This window comes from Flavobacterium sp., from assembly GCF_043760115.1.
GTDB lineage: Bacteria > Bacteroidota > Bacteroidia > Flavobacteriales > Flavobacteriaceae > Flavobacterium.
This window is the reverse complement of the sequence record NZ_JAYUPK010000058.1, coordinates 20,422-46,073: the sequence shown is the minus strand read 5'-3', so window position 1 is coordinate 46,073 and position 25,652 is coordinate 20,422. Positions and strand designations below refer to the sequence as shown.

The window sequence follows — 25,652 nt, the reverse complement described above, 5'->3', positions numbered from 1 at the left end:
ATTATTTCAAAAAAAATTCGCATTATGAAAAAAATTTTTTTACTATTGCTTATCTCGTTAACCTTCACAAATGCTACTGTAGCGCAAACAAGAGGAGTTAAAATTGGTTATATTGATATGGAATATATACTTGAAAAAGTTCCAGATTATGCCGAAGCTAAAAACCAATTAGAAGAAAAAGCACAAAAATGGAAACAAGAAATTGAAGCCAAAAAAGTAGAAATTAATAAACTTAGAGAAGGTTTAAAAACTGAAAAAGTTTTATTAACTAAAGAATTAATTGCCGAACGTGAAGAAGAAATTACATTTTTAGATAACGAACTTTTAGATTATCAACAAAAAAGATTTGGACCAAATGGCGACTTAATGGTTCAAAAAGCAGTTCTTGTAAAGCCAATTCAAGATCAAGTTTTTAATGCCGTTCAAGATTTAGCCGAAGCAAAAAAATATGATTATATATTTGATAAATCATCAGATTTAACAATGCTTTTTGCTGCAAAACGATTTGATGTTAGCGATAGAGTTGTAAGTATTTTAACTCGTGCAGACAAAAGAAAACAAATGTCTAACAAAGACCTTAAAAAAGAAGCCGAAGCTGAAAGAAAACAAGACATGATTGATGACAATCCAGAAGCTGTAGAACGTCAAAAATTAATGGAAGGCAAAAAAGAAGAACGTCAAAAACTACTAGACGAACGTAAACTTGCTGCTGCAGAAAAGAAAAAAGCATTTGAAGAAAAAAGAAAACAACTACTAGCAGATAAGACAAATAAAAAAACTGGCACAGTTTCTGATAAAGATAATTTAGAAGGCGACAAAATAGATTCTAACGAAGCAGATGAAGCAGCAATGCAAGCCAAATTAGAAAAAGAACAAAAAATGGCCGATGCTTTAGATGCTAAGAAAAAAACTCTAGAAGAAAGACAAAAGTTAATTGACGATAGAAAAAAAGCATTAGAAGAAAAAAAACAAAAAGCTCTTGAAGAAAGAGAAGCATTAAAAAAAGCAAGAGAAGAAGAACGAATTAATAAACAAGTTAAACCATAAAACAATTTAAAACACTAATTAATTTTTAAGAATGATGAAACAATTTAAAACTTTATTAATAGCAGCAGTAGCATTATTTGGAGCTCAAACTATAAATGCTCAAGCAAAAACTGCTCATGTAGATGTTAATGAACTTACTTCTAAAATGCCAGGAATAATTGAAGCTCAAAATCAGTTAAAAAAAGTAGAAGCTACTTACAGTGCTGAATATAAAACAATGGTTGAAGAATATCAAGCTAAAGCTAAAAAATACGAAGACGAATCAGCAACTGTTACAGATGCGGTAAACCAAACACGTCAAGGTGAAATGCAAGATATGGGTAAAAGAATTGGAGAATTTCAAGAAAATGCTCAAAAAGAACTTCAAAAGAAAGAAGGCGATTTAATGAAACCACTTATTGATAAAGTAAGAGCTTCTATCCAAAAAGTTGGAAAAGCTAAAGGATATCAATATGTATTAAATGGTTCTGATGGTTCATTACTTTTAGCTGATGGTCCAGATTTAACTGCCGATGTAAAAAAAGATTTAGGATTTTAATCTAAATTTATTTTTAAAATATATAAACTGTCTTGTTGCAAAACAAGGCAGTTTTTTTTTATATTTGTTTTTATGACTAACAATAATCCAATAGGACTTTTTGACTCAGGAATTGGCGGAACTTCTATTTGGGCAGCAATTCACAATTTACTTCCCAATGAAGATACAATTTATCTTGCCGATAGTAAAAATGCACCTTACGGAGAAAAATCTAAACAAGAAATTCTTGAACTAAGTTGTAAAAATACCGAGTTTCTTCTTAATCAAAATTGCAAAATCATTGTCGTAGCTTGCAATACCGCAACAACTAATGCTATAAAAGAATTACGTTCCAAATATGATGTCCCATTTATTGGAATTGAACCTGCAATAAAACCTGCTGCAACCAATTCTAAAACCCAAAAAATAGGAATACTTGCCACTAAAGGAACTTTAAACAGTGAATTGTTTCATAAAAATGTAGAGAAATTTCAAGACGTAGAAATTATTGAACAAATTGGTTTTGGACTAGTAGAATTAATAGAAAGCGGAAAAATAAATTCGCTAGAAATGAAAGATTTATTAAAACAATATCTGTCTCCAATGATTAAAGCCAATATTGATTATTTAGTTTTAGGTTGCAGTCATTATCCGTATTTAATTCCACAAATTAAAAAAATTATTCCTTCTAAAATTCATATTATAGACTCAGGTCAAGCTGTAGCCAAACAAACAAAAAATATATTATTAGAAAAAATTGGTTTAAATGATGCATCCAATAAAAATTCGCATACCTTCTACACCAATACTAATCCTAAAGTACTTAGCGAGATTTTAAAAAATAAATACCACATAGATTTTAAAGATTTCTAATTTTTATGAAATAAATTTCTTTTAAAAAAGTAATCACTATTGCCAAATCCTAATTCAGTACCTTTGCAAAAATTTACAAGCAATGAGCACACCAAACAATAATAAGCGTCCAAGTTCTAGCAAACCAACTGGTGATAGAAAAAAATCTACAACCACACCTAAACCTGCAATGGCTAAACGTTCTCAAAATAGAAAACCAACAGTAAAAAAGGAATCGCCAAACGTTTCTAAACCTTTAAAAACTGACGACATAAGATTAAATAAATACATTGCCAACTCTGGAATGTGTTCTCGTAGAGATGCAGATATTTACATACAATCTGGAAACGTAAAAGTTAACGGAATTGTAGTTACAGAAATGGGCTACAGAGTAAAACTTGGCGAAGTTGTAAACTTTGATGGCGCATTAATAACTCCAGAAAAGAAAGAATATTTTGTATTAAACAAACCTAAAAACTTCACTACTTCTCTAGACGAAGTAGAACATAGAAATGTTCAAGAATTGCTAAAAGGCGCATCTAAATCATACATGGAACCAATTGGTAGAATGGACAAAAACACAACAGGATTATTAGTTTTTACTAACGATACTGATATGATAAGAAAATTTGGATTACCAAATCAAAAATCACCTAAAATTTATCAAGTAACATTAGATAAAAATTTAAAATTTGAAGATTTGGAAAAAATTCAAGCTGGAGTAACACTTGATGATCATAAGTTACATGTAGAAGAAATTAGCTATATAGAAAAAGAGCCAAAAAATGAAGTTGGTATTAAGTTAAAAACTCCTAATGTAAAAGTGGTTCGTGCTATTTTTGAAAAATACGATTACACAGTAATAAAAGTAGATAGAGTTGCCTTTGCAGGATTAACCAAAAAGAATTTAGCTCGCGGAATTTATAGACCACTTACAGAACAAGAAATTATAAATCTTAAAAATTGCTAACCTAAATTTAATTTAGGTTTTTTTATCCATATATATGACAACTCAAAAAAATTTATCCATTGCCCATTCTTGGTTTGAAGCATTCAACACGCACAATCTAGAAAAACTTTTATCATTATATGATGATGATGCAGAACATTTTAGCCCAAAATTAAAAGTAAATCATCCAGAAACTAATGGTTTAGTAAAAGGAAAATCGCATTTACAATCGTGGTGGAACGAAGCATTTACCAACTTACCAACATTGCATTACAAAGTAACATCGCTAACTGCCAATTCTGACAGAGTTTTTATGGAATACATTAGAACTGTAGAAAACGAAACCCAAATGCAAGTTGCCGAAGTATTAGATATAAAAGAAGGAAAAATAATTGCCTCAAGAGTTTACCACAGTTAAAAAAATTAACTACCTTTAATTTTCTAATTAAAAACCGAGAAATTATGGCAGTATTAAAAGTAATCGAAGTATTATCAAGCTCACCAACAAGTTGGGAAGACGCAACACAAAAAGCAGTAACACAAGCTGCTAAATCTTTAAAAAACATACGTTCAGTTTACGTGCAAGAACACAGCGCACAAGTAACAGACGGAAAAGTAACCGAGTACAGAGTGAATTTAAAACTCACTTTCGAAATAGAATAATTAAAAAAGCGTTTCTAAATGAAGCGCTTTTTAATTCTGAACTTGTTTATTCTGAACTTGTTTATTCTGAACTTGTTTCAGAATCTCTCTAAAAGCATTTTCCAGCAGTACATTTCAAGTTTTTACTTAAAATCACTATTTTTCTAAACAATAAATGTGCTTCCGCTGGTCGCAATTTAGTGTAAAGAAAAATTACTAATTTTAAATAAAAAGCTTTCCATTTCCGTCTGGGCTAGAAAATTAAATAGTAACAAAACCAATTACTCCACGACAATTTTTTTAGTAAAAACTTCATTATCACTAGTAGTAATCTTAGCAAAATAAACTCCTTTAGATAAATTATGAGTTTTTATTATTGTTTCCTTAGTAAATAAATCTTGATTTAAAATTTTCTTTCCTAAAACATCATACATGATTAAAGTTGCTTTTTCAAAACTATCATTATTAATTGATAGTGTAAAATTTCCATTATTTGGATTTGGGTAAATTGAAAAAGAATTAGAATTAAAGGTGTTTGTTGAAAGTTCCAATGGATCAAAGCGTGCTATGTAAGAATTATTTTTGGGATTTATTTGAGTATTATTACTGTTTATAAAACTAGTTTGATAAGCACCGTTTGTAGATATATTACTTGTACTTTCAGTTAACCCAACAAGATAAAAATAAGTACCGTTAGTAAGTAAATTGGCTGAAGTTTCAAATTCTGTGCCGCCAAAATAAGTGCCCCAAATACGTTCTCCATTAGCATTAAACTTCGCTGCAAATGAATCATAATTAAAATAAGGGTTATTTAAATTATAAATTAAATTATTTTGGTAACAACCAGTTGTAGCTATATTATTTAAAAAATTTGTTGTACCTCCTAAATAGGGATTTCCTTGCTTATCAATAGCTAAATTAACTGTTATAGCATTTGAATTATCATATTGATTTAAACCATAATAAGTTCCCCAAATTTTATTTCCATCGCTATCAAATTTTAGTAAACCACCTGAATATAAATAATTTTTAGTTTCTTGAAAAGAACCTATTGTAGCTATTCCAACGTCTCTTCCTGCTGTTATTCCTATATAAATTGAATTTTCAAAACATTTCAAACTATTTTTCAATGCATAATCATCTAAATTAGTGTTTTCACCTTGATTACCAAAATAGGTACTCCATACTCTTTGACCTTCTAAATTAAATTTTGTTAAATAAGATGTATAGCAACCACTACCACCATCAGCTTGAAAACAATTGGGTGTAGCAAAGTAAGTATTTACAATTTCATCACCATTAACACAATCTAATCCTCTACCAGTAACATAAAGTCCAGTTTCATTTACACAAATTGCAGTAATTTCACTTAAATTGATACCATAATAAGTAGCCCATAATCGTTGACCTAGTGGATTAAATTTTGATATTAAATACTTACTACTATTTCTTTGAGTTTGAAACGTACCACTGGTAGCTTCGCTTTCATTTTCTGAAAGTGTAAATAGGTATAAATTTCCATTATTGTCACAAGTTAATCCAGAATAGCTTAATAAATTATTACCAATAGTTATTTCACCATCTCCAATATTAGTCGTTATGTTTGAAAGATAATAGGTAGACCATTCTACAGAACCATCTATTAATATTTTTGCAAAAAAGGAATTTACAACACCATTTAGAGAAGACTGAAAACTATTTAAAGTAGCAATCTGGTTTTGGCTACTTGTATAACCTGATATAAATATATTATTGAACCTATCAATTGTTATACTTTCAATAATATCTACATCTGAACCTCCAAAAAAAGTAGCCCACAGGAGTTGACCTGTAGGGCTAATTTTAGATATAAAACCATCAGCAGAACCACCACCAAATTGTGTTTGATGTGCATCATCAGTAGAGTCAAAAGAATTATTATTATTTGTTACACCAACTAAATAAATATTACCAGCGTTATCAATAACCGCATCGTTTACAACAACATTTTCATCACCATAATAAGTCGCCCAAGTTTTTTGAAAACTGGTTGATTGAGAAAAACTTAAATTATATAGTAATAATGTAAATAATAGTAACTTTTTCATATTTAACAATTGAAACAAATTCATTCCACAACAATTTTCTTAGTAAAAACTTCATTATCACTAGTAGTAATCTTAGCAAAATAAACTCCTTTAGATAAATTATCAGTTTTTATACTTGTTTCTTTAGCAATTAAATCTTGATTTAAAATTTTCTTTCCTAGTACATCATAAACTTCTAAAGCTACCGTTTCAAAGTTATCTTTATTTATTGAAATAGTAAATGTACCATTGTTAGGATTTGGGTAAATAGAAAAACTAGAAGAATTAAAATTTGTTGTAGCTAGTGGAACTTCTTCAAAATAAGCCACAAACATATTACTTTTAGGATAATTAAAATCATTTGGAGCATAAATAGTATATTGTGGTTGCAAACCATTTGCACTTGCAATATCTTGAGTACTATTAGTAAAACCTACTATAAAAAAATTGTTTTCAGATGGGCTACACATTAAATAATCATCCGTTAAAGTACCACCATAATAAGTGCCCCAAAGTTTTTGACCAGTATTATTAAAAACAGAAACAAAACCATCATAATCTCCAGTTAAATTTGTTTTAAAACCATTAGCAGTGGCTATGTTTTCTGTTTTGTTTGTTACACCACTTAAAAATACAACACCCTGATTATTGACTGATAAATTAGAAATATCTGAAAAATATGTATTTTGAAGTGGAGCAAATCCATTATAACTCGCCCAATCTCTTGTACCATTCTCATTAAATTGAGCCAATAACATTGAGTTAATTGTGTTTTCTTGAAAAACACCACTTGTTGAAAGATTTGATAAATTATACCAACCAGTAGAGTAAATTTTATTTTGATACGTTTCTAAAGAATTAGAGTATCTATTATCCGCAGAATTTGTTCCATAATATGTACTCCATAAACGCTGTCCATTAAAATCAAATTTAGAAATATAAGTTTCTAAACAACTAGCTGGTAAAGGTTGGTAACTTCCAGCAGTACCATAATAAGTATTATATAAATTTACATTTGGATTACATTCTGCACCAGTTCTACCTCCCAAAAAAATACCAGAATTAGAAACACTTAACGAATTTAGATAATTACTATATATACCATAATAGGTTGTCCAAATTCGTTGTCCATCAGATGAAAACTTAGTTAGTAAATAGTAAGCCCCATTATTTTGTTGTTGAAATACTCCAGTTGTTCCTAAATCTTCATTATTTGAATGTCCAATAATGTAAATGTTATTAATGTTATCACATTTTATATGTATAAAATTATTTCCTCCATTTGCACCATAAACATTTCCAGTTAATTCTCCGTCATCTAGAGTACTGCCATAATAAGTACTCCATAGTAACGATCCGCTAGAAGAAAACTTTGCAAACATAAAATCAAATTCTCCATTATTGTTAGTTTGATAAGAATTTGCAGAAGTAATCCCGGTTATACTATTAGTAGAACCTGCAATACAAATATTGTTATTATTATCAAATGTTATGGCAGAAATACTATCTACGCCTTCACCACCAAAATAAGTTGCCCAAACAATTGCACCTTGGTTGTTCATTTTAATAATAAAACCATCCAAATCTCCACCGGCAAAAGTACTTTGATAACATCCAGCAGTTGTAAAATTTGGTGCTACACCAGAAATTGAGTAAACACTTCCAACAATGTAAATATTACCAGCTTTATCTGCTTTACTATCTTTGAACCAAAAACGTTCATCACCTAGATAGGTTGCCCAATTACGCTGGTAATTTAAAGTTTGTGAAAAACTAAAGTTAGTTAGTACTAATGCAAAAAATAGTAACTTTTTCATTTTAGACATATTTTAAAAAGTAAAGCATACATAATAAATATGTATGCTTTATAAATTAACTATTGAATAAGAATATTATAAATTGGAGCTCCTGGTGTTCCCAGCACTGTATATTGTGCAGTAAAACCAGCTCCAGTTATAAAAGTAGGATATGGATTTGGATTAAAACCATTACCAATATAATAAATTATGTTATTAACCGTAAATCTAAAATAATAAAAACTTTGATTGGCACCACCAAGCCAAGCAGTATTAGCTGGTAAATAAGTAACAGCTCCAGTACTACTTATACTTTGCCAAGTAGGAATTGTTGGAGTACTTACAGTAGAATTATAAGGAAATCTTGTTAAACTTGCAGTATTAACCATTTTATAAGTAGTAAAAGGTAAAATATTAAATACTGACGACTTACTGTGTAATTCTGGATAAGAATTAGCTGTTGTTCTTGAAACAATATCAGTTGCTTGTATAGTCAAACCAGTATTATTTACAATATTTAATGTTTTTTGCGCAGTGCTATTTATAGTAAAAATAAATAATACTAGTATTGTTATGTATTTCATGTTATTAAATTTTTAATTAAAGATCTGTGAAAATTAAGCTATGCTCAAACTCAGTTGGTGTATTTTGAAAACCACCATAATCAACACTAATAGCTTGTGATGAATATACAATAGTTGATGGCGTTGAAACCCCAATTGTTCCACCGGCATTCAAATTAATAGTATTTGCAGTGTTGTAAATACTAAAAGTTAAATAGTTAAAATTTTGATTCGGTGTAATTGCATCTGCATAAAGCAATGCACTGGTTAAGTTAGTAAAACTACCATTTGGTCCTGGTGGCACAAATACAACTTTTCTCCAATTAGTAATAACAGGTGAAACTGTAGATAAAAATGGAAATTTTGTAGTACTGCTAGTATTTTTTAATATAAATTGACCACTATATGGTGCAAGTGTTATTTGAGTAGGTGAAACACTCGCACACCAAGGATAAGTTCCAGTTGGTGGCTTGGTTACAATCATATTTAATCTAATAGCCTTAGAGGATAAATTATAAACCGAAACTACTTTTTGAGCGTAAGAAACACCAAAAAATAATATAAAAATTAAAATATACTTTTTCATAATTAATTATTTTTAGTGTAAAGTTCATTTAATTCTTTATTGTATTTATCCAAAGCAAGAAGTACTAGTTCATCTGTAGTTAAATTAGTGTTACTTTTATATTCTATTTCATTAGCTTTTAATTCGTCAAGCAATTCAATAGAAACAGTTTGTATGTCATCATTAATTTCGACATTATTACTGTTTTTAAGATCAGTACTTTGAGAAGATTTAGATAATAACCATAAATTAAGCTTTTTTTCAAACTCAATCATTTTGGGCGTTTTAATAATATTATTTCCAACACTTTTTAATTCAGTAGTACTAAGATTCTCATCTTCTTTACTACACGAACTCAGTCCTAAAATTGCAATCATTAAAGAACTTACAATAAATAATTTTTTAATTCTAATCATAATTAAATGTTATATGTTGGTTTTAAACAACGAGTTAAAAAAATGTTTTTTAGATATCTGATTTCAAAGTAAATACATAATGACAAGTATTATTAAAAATTAACGATTATTTTGTAATTTAATTAAGAATTATTTAAAAATACTTGTTATTTTTTACATTATATTTATTGAGTATATGTTAAAAATTTAGAAATAATTTATACTTTTTTGTTAATGCTAAATCGCTTAATAACTATAAATTTAAATTTTAACGAATTTTCCTATTTTACAATAAAAATTAATATTTTGCTAAATTGTATTGTATTTTTGAAGTTTTAATTATTAAAAAATGAACGAGTTAAACCAAGAAACCAGTCCGTATTTATTACAACACGCCAACAATCCAGTACATTGGAAAGCTTGGAATGAAAAAACATTAGCATCAGCAATACAACAAAATAAACTAATTATAATTTCTGTGGGCTATTCTGCTTGCCATTGGTGCCACGTTATGGAACACGAAAGTTTTGAAGACAATGAAGTTGCACAAACAATGAATGACTATTTTATAAACATAAAAGTAGATCGCGAAGAACGTCCAGACATAGATGCTGTATACATGAAAGCCGTGCAAATAATGACTTCTCATGGTGGTTGGCCAATGAATGTAGTGTGTCTTCCCAACGGAAAACCAATTTGGGGTGGAACTTATTTTAAAAAACACGATTGGATTCATTACTTATTACAACTTCAGGAATTGTATGTTTCCAATCCAGAAAAGTTAATAGAATATTCATTAAAATTATATGATGGATTACAAGCAATGAGTGTAATTCAAAATGAAAATGAAACATCCCAATTTAATTTTGAAAACATAGAATTACTTCTTCAAAAATGGCAAAAAAGTTTCGATTTAGAATTTGGAGGAATGGCGCGTTCACCTAAATTTATGATGCCAACCAATTATGAGTTTTTGTTGCGTTACGGTTATCAAACAAAAAACCAACCACTACTCGACTTTGTAAATCTTACCTTAACCAAAATGGCTTATGGCGGACTTTTTGACACTATTGATGGCGGATTTTCACGCTATTCTGTAGATATGAAATGGCACGTTCCACATTTTGAAAAAATGTTATACGACAATGGTCAACTGGTTTCTTTATATGCAAACGCTTATAAATTAACTCAAAATAAACTGTACAAAGAAGTTATTGAAAAAACACTTTCGTTTGTAGAAAAAGAATTTTTAACCTCAGAATTCGGATTTTATTCTGCACTTGATGCTGACAGTTTAAATGCAGAAAATCATTTAGAAGAAGGTGCATTTTATGTTTGGATAAAACTAGAATTACAAAAAATTCTAAAAGAAGATTTTCAGTTGTTTTCTCAAGTTTTCAATGTTAACAAATTTGGCTTTTGGGAAAATGAAAACTATGTTCTAATTCAAAATCAATCATTATTTGAAATTGCTTTACAAAATAATATTTCAGAAAATGAACTTCATAAAAAGAAAATTTCTTGGGAAAAACTACTTTACAACGAACGAGAAAAACGAAACAAACCAAGACTAGACGATAAATGTCTTTGCTCTTGGAATGCCATAATGCTTAAAGGTTTTATTGATGGGTACAAAGCAACTCAAAACGAAAAATATTTAGAAATTGCTTTAAAAAATGCAGCTTTTATAGAATCAAAATTTCTTCAACCTGAGGGAAATTTATTTCATAATTATAAAAACAGAAGTTCCACAATTAACGGATATCTTGAAGATTATTGTTTTGTAATTGATGCTTTTATAGGAATGTATCAAATTACTATGAATGAAAATTGGTTGCAAACTGCTAGGCAATTAACCAGTTATTGTTTGGATAATTTCTATGACGAAACAACGCAATTTTTTAGATTTACATCTATAAAAGACGAAGCATTAATTACTACACATTTTGAAATTGAAGACAATGTAATTCCAGCATCCAACTCGGTTATGGCAAATAATTTAGTTGTTTTAAGTATTTATTTCAACAATTCTCATTACGAAAAAATTGCCCAACAAATGTTGCATCATGTATTAGAAAATATCGATTATCCATCAGCATTTTCTAATTGGCTAAATGTTTCATTACATTTTTCAGATACGAATAGAGAACTCGCAATAACAACTAAAAATGCTTTAGATTATTTACAAAAAATAAATTCGCTTTATTTGCCAAATGTAATAGTCGCTGCAACCAATAAAATTTCTGGTTTGCCTTTTCTTGAAAATCGCTTTCAAGAAAATGAGAGTTTATTTTACTTGTGTCAAAATAAAACTTGTGAATTGCCTAGTGAAGATTTTAATGAAATTATCACCTCAATTTTTAACAATTAATTTAAAAATTTCGTACTATTGCAGATTAACCACTAAAAAAGAAATTATTATGGGATTAGGAAGTTTTTTTAAAAATTTATTTGGTTCTGCTAAAGAAAATATTGAATCTGTAGCCGATAAAGTAGAAGATTTTGCAGGTGATGCAATTGAAAAAGCTAAAGTTGCTGCTGCACCTTATGTTGATAAAGTAGAAGATTTTGTAGATCAAGCTAAAGATAAAGTTGCTGAGCATATTCCTGGAGCTAAAGATGCAATAGAAAATGCTTATGAAACTGTAAAAGAAAAAGCAGGAGAATTTGCTGATAAAGCAGAAGAATTTGCAGGAAATGCAGTAGAAACTGTAAAAGAAAAAGTAAGCTCGTTTACTGATGGCGCAGAAGATAAAGTTGCCGATGCAACTGAAACTGTAGCTGCAACTGCTGCTGCAACAGCTACGAAAGTAGAAGATGCAGTTGAAGAAAAAGTAGCTGATGTTGAGCAAAAAGTTGACGACGCAACTGATAGAGTTGAAGAAGCTGCTGACTAATTATAATTAGAAATAAATATTTACTATTTTTGTAAAACAAATTAAATCACGCCTTGTGCGTGATTTTTTTTATAAAAAACTATGAAACTACTAATCGAAATTGACTATTTTACTAAATATACTAATGCAATTGTAAACGTATTAATTGATTATACTCCAAAATTAATAGCCGCAATTTTGATGCTATTAATTGGTGTTTGGATAATTAAAATCATTAACAAAATTGCTATTAAAGTAATGTTGAAACGAAAATTTGATCCAACATTAATCGAATTTTTATCTGACATTATTTTTTGGGGTTTAAGAATTGTTCTTTTTATTGCAGTTATTACAAAACTTGGTGTTGAATCGTCATCATTTGTGGCAATTCTTGGCGCTGCTGGTTTGGCTGTTGGATTATCATTGCAAGGTTCATTGTCTAACTTTGCTGGCGGAATGCTAATTATACTTTTTAAACCATTTAAACTTGGCGATTCTATTGAAGCACAAGGTGTTAGTGGCGAAGTTATTGACATTCAAATATTTGTCACACAATTACTTACAGGAAACAATCAAGTTATATTTTTACCAAATGGCGCTTTGTCTAACGGAACAATTATAAATTATTCTAGTAACGAAACTCGAAGAACTGATTTAACGATTTCACTTTCGTATGAAACCAATATTAAAGAAGCAAGACAATTGGTTTTAGATGTTATGAAAAGTAATCCAAAAATTTTAAAATCGCCAGAACCAGTTGTAGTTGTTAGAGATTTAACAGATAATGCAATTAGATTGGCCATTAGAGCTTGGACTAAAAACGAAGATTTTGGAGAAGTTTCTTCAGATTTATTAGAAAATACCAAAACCGCTTTCGACCTAAAAGGAATTGTAATTCAACCTTATACTAGAGAAAGTAGTAAAGAATAATTTACTTTGCAAACATAAAATCTTTTAAATAATAAGGTTCATAATAAGCAACGTCTTCAAAACTATTTCCAAGAAATTTTTTATATGATAATGAACTCATTTCTTTAGCCGATGGATATTTTATTTCGTCAAGAAAAACAAAATTAGGTTTGGTTAAAATTGCTTTTGCTTTTTCATTGCTGTCGCCTATAAAATAAATTTTTTCTGTAATTTCATTAAAACTATTTTCGGTCAAAATTTCGGCTTCCACTTTTCTAATTATTTCTTTATCAGAATTGAAAACTGCACTATAAACTTCCATTCGTCTGGCATCAATCATTGGAATTATAAATCCATCAGAAAATAAAACTTGGTTTGCAAGTGAAGTTAAAGTATCTACAGAAATTAGCGGAATATTTAAAGAAAAACTCAAACCCTTAGCCGCAGAAACTCCAATTCGTAAACCAGTGTATGAACCTGGACCAGAACTTACTGCAATAGCATTTAAGTCATTTATAGAAATTCCAGCTTCGGCAATTATTTCTTCAATAAAAACGTGTAATTTTTCAGCATGAGAAAATCCTATTTCTGCAATTTCTTTACATAAAATTGTTTTTCCGTCTTTGGCTAATGCTACAGAACAGTTTTTGGTTGCAGTTTCTATGTTTAAAATGTAAGGCACGATTTTGTATTTTTTGTTTGTGTTTATTCTTCCGATTGCTTTCGGAAACGCTCAGGATTACAAAATTAGTATATTTTTAAAAATTATTTTTTGTTTATATTGACTTTGTTTGCATTCCTTCGACTGGCGCTCAGGATGACAGTGTGAATAAGTTTTTAAAATTTATGCTCTTATTCAAATTGACTTTGTTTGCGTTCCTTCGATTGCGCTCAGGATGACAAAGTGAGTAAAATTTTAAAATTGATATTTTATTTAAATTGATTTAGTTTGCGTTCCTTCGACTGCGCTCAGGATGACAGTGTGAATAAGTTTTTGAAACTAAAATTGATTTTTGAAATTGATTTTTGAAATTGAAATTGAAAAGTAATTTTCAAAAACCTGCAAAATTCAAACTGAAAACTGATCACTGAAAACTATAAATCATTTCTTCTTTTCATCAACTTTAACAGCAAGTTTAACCTTATCTCCAGAATTTAAATCTTTAGAAACGGTAATGTATGGACCAATAATAACTTCATCGCCTTTCTTTAATCCAGAAAGAATTTCAATATTGGTATCGTCTTGAATTCCTGTTTTTACAATTCTAATTTTAGCTTTGTCTCCAACTTTTACAAAAACGCATTCTAGTTTTTTATCTGATTTTTGTTTTGGTTTATCAGGATTATTTTCATCATCAATTTTAATTTTACTAACTGCTGTAGTATCCGATTTTACAACTACTGAACTAATCGGAATTCCAATTACACTTTCTTTTCTAGTAGTCATTATATCTACTGTTGCAGTCATTCCTGGTCTAAATGGCGAAAACGTTTCTGGTTTTCCTTCTAGTAAATCTTGATATGATTCTTTTATAATTCTAATTTTTACTTTAAAATTGGTTACTTGATCGGCAGTTGTTGTAGAACTTGCAGAATTAGAAATGCTAGTTACAATTCCTTTAAAAACTTTTTTAAGATAAGCATCAACTTGAATATTGGTACTGTCTCCAATACTAATTTTTACAATATCATTTTCGTTTACATCAACTTCAACTTCCATATTATTAAGGTTGGCAACACGCAATATTTCTGTTCCAGTCATTTGTTGTGTTCCCAAAACTCGTTCGCCAAGTTCTACATTTAGCATAGAAATTGTACCATTTTCTGGAGCATAAATTGAAGTTCTTCCCAAGTTATCTTTGGCTTCTTTTACCGTTGCAGAGGCACTTTGAACATTGTAGTAAGCCGATTGTTTACTTGCTTTTGCAACTTCAAATGATGCAATTGCTTTATCCCAATCTGACCTTGAAATTATTCCTTTGTCAAACAATGTTTTGTTTCTATTATAATTGGCTTGAGCTTCTTTAAATGAGGCGTCAGCTTGATTTAGTCCTGCTTTTGTACCAGAATAATTAGAAACAGAACGATCAACTCCAGAAGTATATAAATCTGGATTAATTCTTACTAACAATTGTCCTTTAGTAACAACTTGTCCTTCTTTTATTGGTAATGCAATAATTTCTCCAGAAACTTCAGATGATATTTTAACTTCAATTTCGGGTTGTATTTTTCCTGTTGCAGATACTGTTTCTACAATTGTAATTTCATTTGCTTTAGCAGTTTCAATTTCAATTGCATTATCTCTATCGCCAAAAACTCCAGTTTTAGACAAAATTACTAATAGAATTATAATTCCTAAAAGTGCACCAATAATTATTTTTACTTTTTTTGACATAATCGTATTGTTAGTTTTATTCTTTTTTATTTATTTTATATGAATTATTTCTAATATGAATGCTCATTGTTACAAATCCACAAATTATTATTGGTACAAATGAATCAAGTTTTCTAAAATAAATTATCAATAATCCAAAAATGGCTCCTACTGAGAATCCTTTTAAACATTCTATAAAAATCTTAAAATTTTCAAATTTAAAATTCATACTTAATTTGTTTGCATAATTGGAATTCCAAAATAAAATTCTACCACTTTTACTTTAAAAACTGCATCGAATTTAGTTCTTAAAACTTCAGATTGAGCGTTGGCATATAATGTTTGCGCTTGATTGTAATCGAAACTATTCATCAATCCTACAGCATATTTTTCTTTGGCATAATTTAATGCTTCACTTCTTGCTTCTAGCGATGTAACCGAAGCTTCATAAGCATTTATTGCACCTTTTGCATCTGTAATTGCAGTGTAAACATTTCTTTCTAAATCTAAATTGGCTTGTTTAGATGCAATTTCAGTTATTTCAAAAGCAACTTTAGAACGTTCTACATTATTTTTTACAGAAAATCCGTTAAATATTGGAACAGAAATTTGAACTCCAAAACTCTGACCTTTATTATTACTTAATTGATCAAAAAATGGATCTGGATTTCCCAAAACAGCAGAAAAATTGGGTTGAATAACATTTTGTCCTGTTCCGTCAACTTGTCCAATAACTGAAGTAGGATTTTGAGCATTTGGTACAATTCCAACTACTTGCTGAGAATAACCTACTCTTGTGTTGAAGTTATAAAATCCAGAAACAGTAGGTTGAAAAGCACTTTTAGCAATAGAAATATCTTTTTGTGCCAACTCAAGATTGGTTTTTGCAATTTTAATTTCAATTCTATCTTGCTTGGCTTTGTCTATAATTGTTTGAGGTTTTTCTAGCATTGTTGTGCTTTCTTTTGGCTCATAATTAGCATCAGCAATATCAAAATTTTCAAAATCTTGTAGTTGAAGTAATTGCGCCAAACTCAATTTAGAAATAAACAAACTGTTTTCTGCCGCCACAACTTTTTGTTTATCAGTTGCAACTGTTGCTTTTACATCAAGCAAATCTCCTCTTGGCACAACTCCAGCACTAACTAATTCGTTAGTTCTAGTAAATTGTTTTTCATCATTGGAAAGCAATTCTTTTTGAACTTTTAAATTTTCTTTATTAAAAAGTATTTGAAGATAAGCATTGGCAACATTTAATGAAATATCATCTTTAATTTTTGTTAATTGATATTGTGATGCAAGAATTGCAAGATTGGCTTTTCTTAATCGATATTGATTCTGTAAACCATTATAAATAGTAACATTGGCACTTAATCCTGCCGAAGTAAATTGTGTAGTTTGATTTTCTAATAAACCAGTAGTAATATTTTGATTCAATCCAATATTCCACGAATGAGAAGCATTGGCATTTACATTTGGAAGAAAATTTCCGAAAGCCGTTTTTTTATCAATTAGTGCAGTTTTATTTTCTAAATCGGTTTGAAGAACAGAAATATTATTTTTTAATGCATACTCAACGCATTCTTGTAACGTCCATTTTTTAGCTTGCCCAACAGATGAAAATGCGGTCAACATTAAAAAAAGAATTCCTATTTTACCAAAATTGTTTTTCATACTATTTATTCCAAAGTGAATACAATGCATTGCAAATTTAATCGTTTTAAACTAAAATGAGTTAAATTTTTATTTCTAATCAGACGTTGGAAATGTTTTTTTGTTACATTCACATCGGAAAAAAATTTCAATGTCGAAATCAATTTCAATTTCAATATCAAAAATCAATTTCAATATTAATTTCAATGGTTAAAATCTATTTAAAATTTAAAGACTATTTTGTCGCACTTTTTGTCAATCTGACGCAGGAAGATTCTCCAAAAACTATGCAAAAAATAAATTCAATATCAAAAATGAAAAAAATACTTTACCTAATAATTCCGTTTTTAACAATCAGTTGTGCTACATCAAATAAAATTGCTTCATTAAAACCAGAACCATCTAAAAATGTTCCTATGGCATATAAAACCAACACCTCATTTGTAAGTATGCCTATGGAAATTACGATGAAAGAAATTGAAAATCAGTTAAACAAATCATTAACCGGATTGATTTATGAAGACAATGACATGAAAGATGATAAATCTGAAATGAAAATTTGGAAAACTGGAACTATTAAAATTTCAGAAAAAGGAGGAAAAATTCAATCGATAATTCCATTAAAAATTTGGGGCAAAATTAAATATGGTACAGAGTTTATGGGATTAAACGATACTCGCGAACTAGATTTAAATGGAACAATAACTTTGGTAAGTGATGTTAAATTATCTAACTGGAAAATGAACACAACATCAGTAATTGAAGATTTCGAATGGGTAGAAAGTCCAACAATTCTTGTAGCTGGAAAAAAAGTTCCAATTACTTATATTATTACGCCAACATTATCATTATTCAAATCTAAAGTTGCAAAAACAATTGATGATGCAATAGAAAAATCGTGCGATTTTAAACCTTATGTGTTACAAGTTTTAGAAAAAATGAGTACGCCATTTCAAACCAGTGAACAATATGAAACTTGGTTTAAATTGAATCCAATAGAAATGTATGTTACTGATGCTGTGTTGCAAAAAAGCAAAATTGTAATGGATTTAGGATTGAAATGCAGTATGCAAACCATGGTTGGACAAGAACCTAAAACCAGTTTTAACAAAGATTCCATTTTGTTTAAACCAGTTACCAAAGTTCCAGAAAAAACTACTGCTACAATTGCTGCGGTTTCTACTTATGAAAGTGCTTCGCGAATAATTACTAAGAATTTTCAAGGAAAAGAATTTGCCTCTGGAACTAGAAAAATTGTGGTTCAAAAAGTAGCACTTTGGGCAAAAGATGGCAAAATGATAATTGAATTAGATATGACAGGAAGCATTAATGGAAGCATTTATTTGTCTGGAATTCCTAATTATAATGCGATAACTAAGGAAATTTATTTTGATCAAATGGATTATGTTTTAAACACCAAAGGCATTTTAACCAAAACTGCCAATTGGTTGTTGCAAGGCACAATTTTAAAGAAAATTCAAACTAATTGTCGTTATTCTATTCAAGAAAATCTTGATGAAGCTAAGAAAAATATGTTGCCTTATTTAAGTAATTATTCGCCAATGAAAGGCGTTTTTGTAAACGGAACTTTGGCCGATTTTGAATTTGAAAAAGTAGAATTAACTAATGAAGCTATAATTGCTTTTATCAATACTAGCGGAAAAGTTAATGTTCGTATTGATGGAATGGAGTAAATGATTGAATTATTCCTTGTATATTTGGGAAACTTTTAATGGAAAGTTGCAACAATTAATTAGTTACTTGACATTTCAGAACCCGACATGAAAAAACGACTATTCATATTAATTTCATTTACAATTTTCAATTTTGGAAATGCTCAAAATTGTATTGACTTAGATCTTTCTAAAGTATATGATTTTGATGTTATGCTAAGATCCAAAGACAATAAAGATTTGGGTAAAGCTGAAATAATTATTGTAATTCATGACAAAACAAAACAAAAAAAAGTCCAAACAATAAATATAGAAAGTGAATTCATTTTGAAATCTAAAAGCTTTAAAGAATGTCAGAACAATAAAAAATATTTTGCAAATGAATATTTAAAATCAAATGAAAATGATTTTGGAGATTTGATTGTTGCTGACTTAAATTTTGATGGAAAAGAAGATATAGCAATAAAACGTGAAGAAGGTGGAAATGGTGGACCACTTTATAATTTCTATATACAGTCAAAAAATCAGAAGTTTATACTGGACACATATTTGTCTAATGAAATGACTTACTTCCCAGATTATATTGACATTGAAAATAAAACATTGCATATACATGTCAGAGTAAACAGTGCAACTGAAGAAGGAATTACATATTATTACGATGAAAAAAATAAAACTTGGAGCGTAATAAAAAAATAATGTATAGAAATTAAGAAACGTCAGGTAACAGCCGTTTCAAGAAATGGTGAAAAATGTGCAAAATTCACATTTTTCTTTCGCAATAATTTTATCTTTAACAAAAAATAAAAAGTTACGAACTTCGTAACTACTGCAAACCATAAAAAGTTATCCTGTATAAGTTTCAGATTGATAAAATCGCCTATTTATGACCAAACCATATAAAATAATTTCGTTCATTTATAGAGTTATTCTAGGATTATCAATTCCGTTTTTTCTAATCGTTGACTCCATCCTTACTGAGGTTCATCAGAATGAAAATAATCTTGGATTATGGGCTGCATTATTTAGTATTATAACTTTAATAGTAGTTACAACGTTTCATGAGTTAAGAAATAACAATAAATACAAGATTTTTGTTCAGTTTTTTGTTTGCATCTTTGTGTTAATGAGCTTAGTGTTTCTGGTATTTTCGATTTCACAAGTCAATGAAGGACTTTACCTTATCACTTTTTCATTACTCATGTTAACATTTGTAAATGCAGTTTTACTTTTTTATTTGATTCAAGACCGAAAATATAATCACAACGACTAACAGCGATTTAGCGAAGTTGCGGAACATCACACTAATTTTGAATCTTTAAGAGAATTCTGTAATTTAATGCACCTTCTATTCCTTCTTCTTATTATACATTCTAAAAATTAAATACCCAACAATACCAACTAACACGTAAGGAATTACCATTAAATAAACAATTCCGTCATTCACGGCTTCAACTTTTGTTGCGTTTCCTTCACTTTCTAATGATGCTCTGCACATGGCGCATTGCGCTTTTATAGTATAAGAATTTAAAAAAGTAAACATAAATAAAATTGTCACAAGACACTTTCTTAGAAGATTTTGAAACTGTCCAACTTCCATCTTCCATCTTCCATCTTCCAACTTCCAAATTCCATCCTCCAACTTCCAAATTCCATCTTCCATCTTCCCAACTTTATTTTTACTTAACATAATAAGGTGAAATCATTAAATATACAATTACGCCAGTAATGGCAACATACAACCATATTGGAAACGTAATTCTTGCCAATTTCTTGTGTCTTTCAAAGTTTCCAGACAATGCTCTAACATAAGTAAATAACACAAACGGAATTACAATTATTGACAATCCAATGTGCGAAATCAAGATAAAATAATATAAAAATCTAATGGAACCAACCAATTCTTTTTCATTTCCGTCTAGAATATTATTATGATTTATGTCGCCAAATTTTACAGAATTAGACGTTAAATGATAAGCAACATACATTACTAAAAAAACTATAGAACATGCAATTGCACTTGTCATAAATTTTTTATGTAATTCTTTTTTCTTGTTTAAAATAGAAATTAATCCTGCAATTAATAAAACTGCTGTTAATGCATTTATTGAAGCATAAATTGGTGGTAAAAACGATAATGGTTCTACTATAATGCCAAAATCTTTTAGTTTAAAACTAAACATCACAGCAACTGCAACTGGTATTACAATTGAAACAATTATTATTGGTAAATTTAATTTTTTTTCTAATGTTGAACTTTCCATTTTACTCTTCTAATAATTTTTTAATGTCTTCTTTTATTGCATCTACTCCACTTTTAACTAAACCATCATAATATAAAACTGGATTGTTATTTTTATCTTTTCTACATCTAATGTTGCCTTTCTTGTCTATTAATGCAAACATTCCTGAATGTTCAAATCCGCCATTTGCTTTAGCATTTTCTCCTACGCCAAGATAAAAACCATTATTAGCAATGTTATAAATATAGTCTTTATTGCCAGTTAAAAAATTCCAATTAACAGATGTTACACCCAAATCTTGCGCATGCTTTTTTAAAACTTCTGAAGTATCATTTGCAGGATTTATTGTTATTGATGCAATTGCAAAATCTTTATCTTTTATAAACTCTTTTTCCAACACCAACATATTTTTGTTCATAATAGGACAAATTGAAGGACAAGTAGAAAAGAAAAATTCTAAAACATATACTTTTCCTGCATAATCTTGATTGGTGATTTTTTTATTATTCTGATTGGTTAACTCAAACTTTGGAGCTTGTCTAATAATTTGTAAAGTAGTATCAATTTTTTTATTATTTCCTTCACTCATTCGGTCGTTTTTTACAACAGTTCCGTCTTTTATTCTATTTACAATTTTAGGAACAAAAATAATTCCGAAAACTAAAATAATTAATGATATTCCTATATAAGATTTGTTTTTCATACTGTTACTTAAATTTTTCTAGTAGCATTTTTATTCTTTTTTAATGCCAATCTGTATTCGGCTAAAATTACTTTTACATCATCAGTCATTTCATTATGCAACTCAGATACTAACTTGGTATTGTAACCTTCTCTATATTCAACATCACCTTTTACACTCTTGCCTTTTCTACCACGAAGATTTAATTTCTTATCTATAATAAAAACATTTTCTGTTCCTAAATCACTATCTAAAGTAGCTTCTAATTTTAAACTGGAATAAAAATTAGTTATTTCATTTGGCGAAGCAAAAACAAATTTCCATCCAGAAATTGATCCAAGCTTTTTTAAATCTAACATCATTTTTTCTGTTTCTAATTTGGCTTCTTCTGGAACTACCATTACAATTTGAAAATCTTTAAATTCTTCATTTTTTTTATAGATTTTTTCATAAAGATTAAAGAAATTTCCTTTTCTAGCCATGATTTTATTACCAGGAAACCCAACAATAGAAATTTTATTTTTTAATAAAACTGGTTTATCATTTACAGATTTAAAGGTTGTAATATCAAAAACAGATTTTGTGAGAATTGGTAATTTTCCAAAACTATTAATACCAGATGCAAAGAAAAGATAGGCAACCAATGGTAAAATAAATAATACAAAAAGAACGATATTTTTTTTCATTAGAATTATGAAATTAAGATAGTACAAAAATAAAAAAAAGGCATCCAATGGACACCTTTTTATTGAATTAATATTTTGTTAAAAATTCCATTTAATTGTAGAATTCTTAAAAACTCCAAATATATAATGTCCTTCGGTTAAGAGAATGAATATTAAATATAGTATTAAAAATATTGCGGTTGCAACAACCATCCATCGCAAGGCAACAACTTCACCTTCCATGTGCATAAAAGCCCAAACTATATAGTAAGCTTTATAAATTGTTAGTATAATGAAAATCCAGTTAAGTAAGTTCATTCCTAAAAAATCAGTTTTAAAAAGCATATCTGGTTTGTAAATACCTAAAGTAACTTCTACAATTGTTACAAATGATAACAATCCAAAAACAAACCAAATTCTCTTTAAATTAGAAACGTGTTCGTGTGACATAATATATATTTCTAAAAAATTAAACTAAATAGAAGAATGTAAATACAAATACCCAAACTAAATCGACAAAGTGCCAATAAAGTCCAACTTTTTCAACCATTTCATAACTTCCTCTTTTTTGGTATGTTCCTAAAAGAATGTTTATAAAAATAATGATATTGATAATTACACCTGAAAATACGTGAAAACCGTGAAATCCTGTAATAAAGAAAAAGAAATCGGCAAACAATTTACTTCCATATTCATTATGTTGCAAATTCGCACCTTCTACTACTTGAGTTGCTTGCGCCAATCTTTTTTCAGATTCTGCTCTAGATAAAATAAATTTATGTTTGGAAGAATTTAATCTAGCATCTTCATTTAAACCTTCGGCTGTAACAATTGTACCTGAGCCATTTATAACTTCTGTACGAATTAATAAATCTGGTCTAGCTTTAAAACCAGCTTGAACTTCGGCAACAGAATAATTTGTCACTGGATCACCACTCATAAACCATCTACCTTTTCCTGGCGTAAGTTGTTCTCTATCTTCTGGAAGAGTAACTGCAAACTTTTCTAGTGCAATACGTTCACCTTTAGCATCAACAAACTGAAGAATACTTCCACCTTTTGTTTCTATTGCTCCATATTCACCTTTGATAAAATTTTTCCATTCCCAAGCTTGAGAACCAACAAAAATCATACCTCCAATTATTGTTAAAAACATATAAAATGCTACTTTTCCTTGCTTCATTTGATGGCCAGCATCAACAGCCAAAACCATTGTTACTGATGAAAATATCAAAATAAAAGTCATTAAAGCAACATAGTACATTGGCGCAGTAATGCCATGCATAAACGGAAAGTGCGTAAACACTTCGTCTGCCAAAGGCCAAGTTTCTATAAATTTAAATCTAGAAAAACCGTAAGCTGCTAAAAATCCTGAAAAGGTTAATGCATCTGAAACGATGAAAAACCACATCATTAATTTTCCGTAACTTGCTCCTAATGGCTCATTTCCGCCATCCCAAGTTTTTCCTACAGTTTGTGCAGTTGTAACTGTCGATCCCATAAAAAGTAATAGTTAAAAAGTTCCCAAATTTACGTTTTTTTCTTATTTAAAGAAATATAAAAACAAAAATAAATAAATCCATAATAAATCAAGAAAGTGCCAGTACATTGCACCAAGCTCAATACCAATAAATTGGCTTGAATTATACTTTTGTTTAAAATGATTATAAATAATAATTAACAAAGAAATTATTCCTCCAGCAAGGTGTAAAAGGTGTGCAAACACAACAACATACAAAAATGAAATAGTAATTGCGCCACTTCCACCAACTGGAACTAATCCTTTTTTAAACAACTCGTTAAAACCTTCAAATTGTAAATATACAAAAGCAATTCCAAGTGCTAAAGTTGCTAATAATAATAGTGTTGTAGTTTTTCTGTCGTCTTTTTGAATTCTTAATTTTGAAAAATGAAACGTTACACTACACAAAATTATGGTAATTAAACTATAAAAAAATGGCATTGGCATTTCAAAATCTTTCATCCAATCGGTTCTAGATTTACTAACCACATAAGCACTTGTTAATCCAGCAAACATCATTGTCATGCTTATCATTGCAAAAAGCAATAATAATTTATAAGAACGATTGCTTCTTTTTTTATGTTCTTCGGCTGTCATTGTCATAACTATCGTAAAAATTTATCTGTTATATAAATTATTTGTAACAAAGTAATATAGGAAACACTTACCAACATTAAAGTTTTAGCAGCTTTTGGAGTTCTATTCTGATACAGTTTTACAGCATAAAGTAGCATCCATAAACCTAAACCAAATACTAAAATTGCCGAGATTATTGAAATTTTTAATTGTCCGGTATAACCCAAAACTGGTAAAAGCGATGCAATAATTAACCAACCTGTGTATAATAATATTTGAGTTGCGGTTTTCGTGTCTCTTTTTCCTGTTGGAAGCATAAAAAATCCTGCTTTTTCGTAATCTTCATATAAAAACCATCCAATTGCCCAAAAATGTGGAAACTGCCAAAAAAACTGAATTAAAAATAACGTTCCGGCTTCTATACCAAAATGATCTGTTGCGGCAACCCAACCCAATAAAAACGGAATTGCTCCAGGAAACGCACCAACAAATACCGAAAGTGGCGTCATTGTTTTTAATGGCGTATAAACCGATGTGTATAAAAATATAGAAATCGCACCAAACATTGCTGTTTTAGGATTGATAAAATAAAGTAAAATCAAACCAATAATTGTGAGTAAACTTGCTATAAACAAAGCCATATTTGGCGTCATTCTTTTGGCTGGAACTGGACGATTTTTAGTTCTGTCCATCAATACATCAAGGTCTTTTTCAATAACTTGATTGTAAGCATTAGAAGCGCCAACCATACAATAACCGCCAATACACAACATTAATAAAACACTCCAACTAAAAGGATGATTCTTGTCAAAACCCAATAAATATCCTGCAACAGACGAAAACAAAACGCTTACCGCAAGCCGAGCTTTGGTTATTTCAAGAAAATCTTGATAAATTGTTTTTGGAGAAAATGTTTGTGCGGTTGCGTTCAAGCTAAAAAGTTGTTTGTATTTTTTAATTGTGCAAAGGTACGAATTACATTGTAGAATTTATGGTGTAGTTTTTAGATTTTTTTTCTAAACAATAGTTAATGTTTTATCAATGAATTTTTTGTTTATAACTTGTGCTGATGATTGTCAAAAGCGAA

29 protein-coding genes are annotated in these 25,652 nt (G+C 29.1%); 12 read left to right on the top strand and 17 right to left on the bottom strand.

Annotated elements, in window-relative coordinates; translation table 11 throughout:
- Window positions 1-24 precede the first annotated feature (24 nt).
- The 6 genes from ACH2BC_RS04860 to ACH2BC_RS04835 all read left to right on the top strand — a co-directional run bounded on the left by ACH2BC_RS04860 (window position 25) and on the right by ACH2BC_RS04835 (window position 4,028).
- A complete protein-coding gene (locus tag ACH2BC_RS04860) occupies window positions 25-1,047 on the top strand; it encodes an OmpH family outer membrane protein (RefSeq protein ID WP_395052859.1) in 1,023 nt (340 codons plus the stop codon).
- A 34-nt stretch (window positions 1,048-1,081) separates the two neighbouring features.
- A complete protein-coding gene (locus ACH2BC_RS04855; RefSeq protein ID WP_395052858.1) occupies window positions 1,082-1,585 on the top strand; it encodes an OmpH family outer membrane protein in 504 nt (167 codons plus the stop codon).
- Between the two features lie 72 nt (window positions 1,586-1,657).
- Window positions 1,658-2,437, top strand: coding sequence for a glutamate racemase (gene murI / locus ACH2BC_RS04850; protein WP_395052857.1), 780 nt, complete (start codon window positions 1,658-1,660; stop codon window positions 2,435-2,437).
- 82 nt (window positions 2,438-2,519) lie between these two features.
- Window positions 2,520-3,386: a pseudouridine synthase gene (locus tag ACH2BC_RS04845; protein ID WP_395052856.1), complete on the top strand. Its 867-nt coding sequence runs from the start codon at window positions 2,520-2,522 to the stop codon at window positions 3,384-3,386.
- A gap of 34 nt (window positions 3,387-3,420) precedes the next feature.
- Window positions 3,421-3,783 (top strand): nuclear transport factor 2 family protein, encoded by a 363-nt coding sequence (locus tag ACH2BC_RS04840; protein ID WP_395052855.1) that lies wholly within the window; start codon window positions 3,421-3,423, stop codon window positions 3,781-3,783.
- Window positions 3,784-3,827: 44 nt separating this feature from the next.
- Window positions 3,828-4,028, top strand: a complete 201-nt coding sequence (locus ACH2BC_RS04835; RefSeq protein ID WP_395052854.1) for a dodecin family protein — start codon at window positions 3,828-3,830, stop codon at window positions 4,026-4,028.
- Between the two features lie 260 nt (window positions 4,029-4,288).
- Here ACH2BC_RS04835 and ACH2BC_RS04830 read toward each other — a convergent pair whose 3' ends face one another.
- From ACH2BC_RS04830 to ACH2BC_RS04810, 5 genes are read right to left on the bottom strand one after another with little or no spacing between them, the layout of a single operon-like run.
- The gene (locus ACH2BC_RS04830) at window positions 4,289-6,094 is read right to left on the bottom strand and encodes a T9SS type A sorting domain-containing protein (RefSeq protein ID WP_395052853.1); all 1,806 of its coding nucleotides are present in this window, start codon (window positions 6,092-6,094) and stop codon (window positions 4,289-4,291) included.
- A gap of 20 nt (window positions 6,095-6,114) precedes the next feature.
- Window positions 6,115-7,890: a T9SS type A sorting domain-containing protein gene (locus tag ACH2BC_RS04825; RefSeq protein ID WP_395052852.1), complete on the bottom strand. Its 1,776-nt coding sequence runs from the start codon at window positions 7,888-7,890 to the stop codon at window positions 6,115-6,117.
- 59 nt (window positions 7,891-7,949) lie between these two features.
- Complete coding sequence (locus tag ACH2BC_RS04820) at window positions 7,950-8,453, bottom strand: hypothetical protein (protein ID WP_395052851.1); 504 nt, start codon at window positions 8,451-8,453, stop codon at window positions 7,950-7,952.
- Between the two features lie 16 nt (window positions 8,454-8,469).
- The gene (locus ACH2BC_RS04815; RefSeq protein ID WP_395052850.1) at window positions 8,470-9,018 is read right to left on the bottom strand and encodes a hypothetical protein; all 549 of its coding nucleotides are present in this window, start codon (window positions 9,016-9,018) and stop codon (window positions 8,470-8,472) included.
- Window positions 9,019-9,020: 2 nt separating this feature from the next.
- Window positions 9,021-9,413, bottom strand: a complete 393-nt coding sequence (locus ACH2BC_RS04810) for a hypothetical protein (RefSeq protein WP_395052849.1) — start codon at window positions 9,411-9,413, stop codon at window positions 9,021-9,023.
- A 328-nt stretch (window positions 9,414-9,741) separates the two neighbouring features.
- Here ACH2BC_RS04810 and ACH2BC_RS04805 point away from each other — a divergent pair, with 328 nt between their 5' ends.
- The 3 genes from ACH2BC_RS04805 (at window position 9,742) to ACH2BC_RS04795 (ending at window position 13,198) form a co-directional block, all read left to right on the top strand.
- Window positions 9,742-11,763: a thioredoxin domain-containing protein gene (locus ACH2BC_RS04805; protein ID WP_395052848.1), complete on the top strand. Its 2,022-nt coding sequence runs from the start codon at window positions 9,742-9,744 to the stop codon at window positions 11,761-11,763.
- A 49-nt stretch (window positions 11,764-11,812) separates the two neighbouring features.
- On the top strand, window positions 11,813-12,289 hold the full coding sequence (locus ACH2BC_RS04800) for a hypothetical protein (RefSeq protein ID WP_395052847.1): 477 nt from the start codon (window positions 11,813-11,815) through the stop codon (window positions 12,287-12,289).
- An 81-nt stretch (window positions 12,290-12,370) separates the two neighbouring features.
- Window positions 12,371-13,198 carry a mechanosensitive ion channel family protein gene (locus ACH2BC_RS04795; RefSeq protein ID WP_395052846.1) on the top strand — a complete coding sequence of 276 codons (828 nt, stop codon included), beginning with the start codon at window positions 12,371-12,373 and terminating at the stop codon, window positions 13,196-13,198.
- 1 nt (window position 13,199) lies between these two features.
- Here the strand turns inward: ACH2BC_RS04795 and tsaB are convergent, their stop codons facing one another.
- The 4 genes from tsaB to ACH2BC_RS04775 form a co-directional block, all read right to left on the bottom strand.
- Window positions 13,200-13,859: a tRNA (adenosine(37)-N6)-threonylcarbamoyltransferase complex dimerization subunit type 1 TsaB gene (tsaB, locus tag ACH2BC_RS04790; protein ID WP_395052845.1), complete on the bottom strand. Its 660-nt coding sequence runs from the start codon at window positions 13,857-13,859 to the stop codon at window positions 13,200-13,202.
- A 420-nt stretch (window positions 13,860-14,279) separates the two neighbouring features.
- Window positions 14,280-15,572 carry an efflux RND transporter periplasmic adaptor subunit gene (locus ACH2BC_RS04785; protein WP_395052844.1) on the bottom strand — a complete coding sequence of 431 codons (1,293 nt, stop codon included), beginning with the start codon at window positions 15,570-15,572 and terminating at the stop codon, window positions 14,280-14,282.
- Window positions 15,573-15,588: 16 nt separating this feature from the next.
- The gene (locus ACH2BC_RS04780) at window positions 15,589-15,780 is read right to left on the bottom strand and encodes a hypothetical protein (protein ID WP_395052843.1); all 192 of its coding nucleotides are present in this window, start codon (window positions 15,778-15,780) and stop codon (window positions 15,589-15,591) included.
- 2 nt (window positions 15,781-15,782) lie between these two features.
- The gene (locus tag ACH2BC_RS04775; RefSeq protein ID WP_395052842.1) at window positions 15,783-17,225 is read right to left on the bottom strand and encodes a TolC family protein; all 1,443 of its coding nucleotides are present in this window, start codon (window positions 17,223-17,225) and stop codon (window positions 15,783-15,785) included.
- Between the two features lie 293 nt (window positions 17,226-17,518).
- Here ACH2BC_RS04775 and ACH2BC_RS04770 point away from each other — a divergent pair, with 293 nt between their 5' ends.
- From ACH2BC_RS04770 to ACH2BC_RS04760, 3 genes are all read left to right on the top strand, one after another.
- Complete coding sequence (locus ACH2BC_RS04770) at window positions 17,519-18,898, top strand: DUF4403 family protein (RefSeq protein WP_395052841.1); 1,380 nt, start codon at window positions 17,519-17,521, stop codon at window positions 18,896-18,898.
- A gap of 87 nt (window positions 18,899-18,985) precedes the next feature.
- Window positions 18,986-19,576, top strand: coding sequence for an XAC2610-related protein (locus ACH2BC_RS04765; protein ID WP_395052840.1), 591 nt, complete (start codon window positions 18,986-18,988; stop codon window positions 19,574-19,576).
- A 187-nt stretch (window positions 19,577-19,763) separates the two neighbouring features.
- A complete protein-coding gene (locus ACH2BC_RS04760; RefSeq protein ID WP_395052839.1) occupies window positions 19,764-20,150 on the top strand; it encodes a hypothetical protein in 387 nt (128 codons plus the stop codon).
- Window positions 20,151-20,225: 75 nt separating this feature from the next.
- On the opposite strand, the gene ACH2BC_RS04755 is transcribed toward ACH2BC_RS04760, so the two are convergent.
- From ACH2BC_RS04755 to cyoE, 8 genes are all read right to left on the bottom strand, one after another.
- Complete coding sequence (locus ACH2BC_RS04755; protein WP_395052838.1) at window positions 20,226-20,540, bottom strand: hypothetical protein; 315 nt, start codon at window positions 20,538-20,540, stop codon at window positions 20,226-20,228.
- A 16-nt stretch (window positions 20,541-20,556) separates the two neighbouring features.
- Window positions 20,557-21,141: a DUF420 domain-containing protein gene (locus ACH2BC_RS04750; RefSeq protein WP_395052837.1), complete on the bottom strand. Its 585-nt coding sequence runs from the start codon at window positions 21,139-21,141 to the stop codon at window positions 20,557-20,559.
- A gap of 1 nt (window position 21,142) precedes the next feature.
- Window positions 21,143-21,823, bottom strand: coding sequence for an SCO family protein (locus ACH2BC_RS04745; RefSeq protein WP_395052836.1), 681 nt, complete (start codon window positions 21,821-21,823; stop codon window positions 21,143-21,145).
- An 8-nt stretch (window positions 21,824-21,831) separates the two neighbouring features.
- Window positions 21,832-22,488 carry a hypothetical protein gene (locus ACH2BC_RS04740; protein WP_395052835.1) on the bottom strand — a complete coding sequence of 219 codons (657 nt, stop codon included), beginning with the start codon at window positions 22,486-22,488 and terminating at the stop codon, window positions 21,832-21,834.
- A gap of 78 nt (window positions 22,489-22,566) precedes the next feature.
- A complete protein-coding gene (locus ACH2BC_RS04735) occupies window positions 22,567-22,917 on the bottom strand; it encodes a cytochrome C oxidase subunit IV family protein (protein ID WP_395052834.1) in 351 nt (116 codons plus the stop codon).
- Window positions 22,918-22,936: 19 nt separating this feature from the next.
- The gene (locus ACH2BC_RS04730; RefSeq protein WP_395052833.1) at window positions 22,937-23,968 is read right to left on the bottom strand and encodes a cytochrome c oxidase subunit 3; all 1,032 of its coding nucleotides are present in this window, start codon (window positions 23,966-23,968) and stop codon (window positions 22,937-22,939) included.
- A gap of 42 nt (window positions 23,969-24,010) precedes the next feature.
- Complete coding sequence (locus tag ACH2BC_RS04725) at window positions 24,011-24,592, bottom strand: heme-copper oxidase subunit III (protein WP_395052832.1); 582 nt, start codon at window positions 24,590-24,592, stop codon at window positions 24,011-24,013.
- Between the two features lie 2 nt (window positions 24,593-24,594).
- On the bottom strand, window positions 24,595-25,497 hold the full coding sequence (cyoE, locus tag ACH2BC_RS04720; protein WP_395052831.1) for a heme o synthase: 903 nt from the start codon (window positions 25,495-25,497) through the stop codon (window positions 24,595-24,597).
- Window positions 25,498-25,652 lie beyond the last annotated feature (155 nt).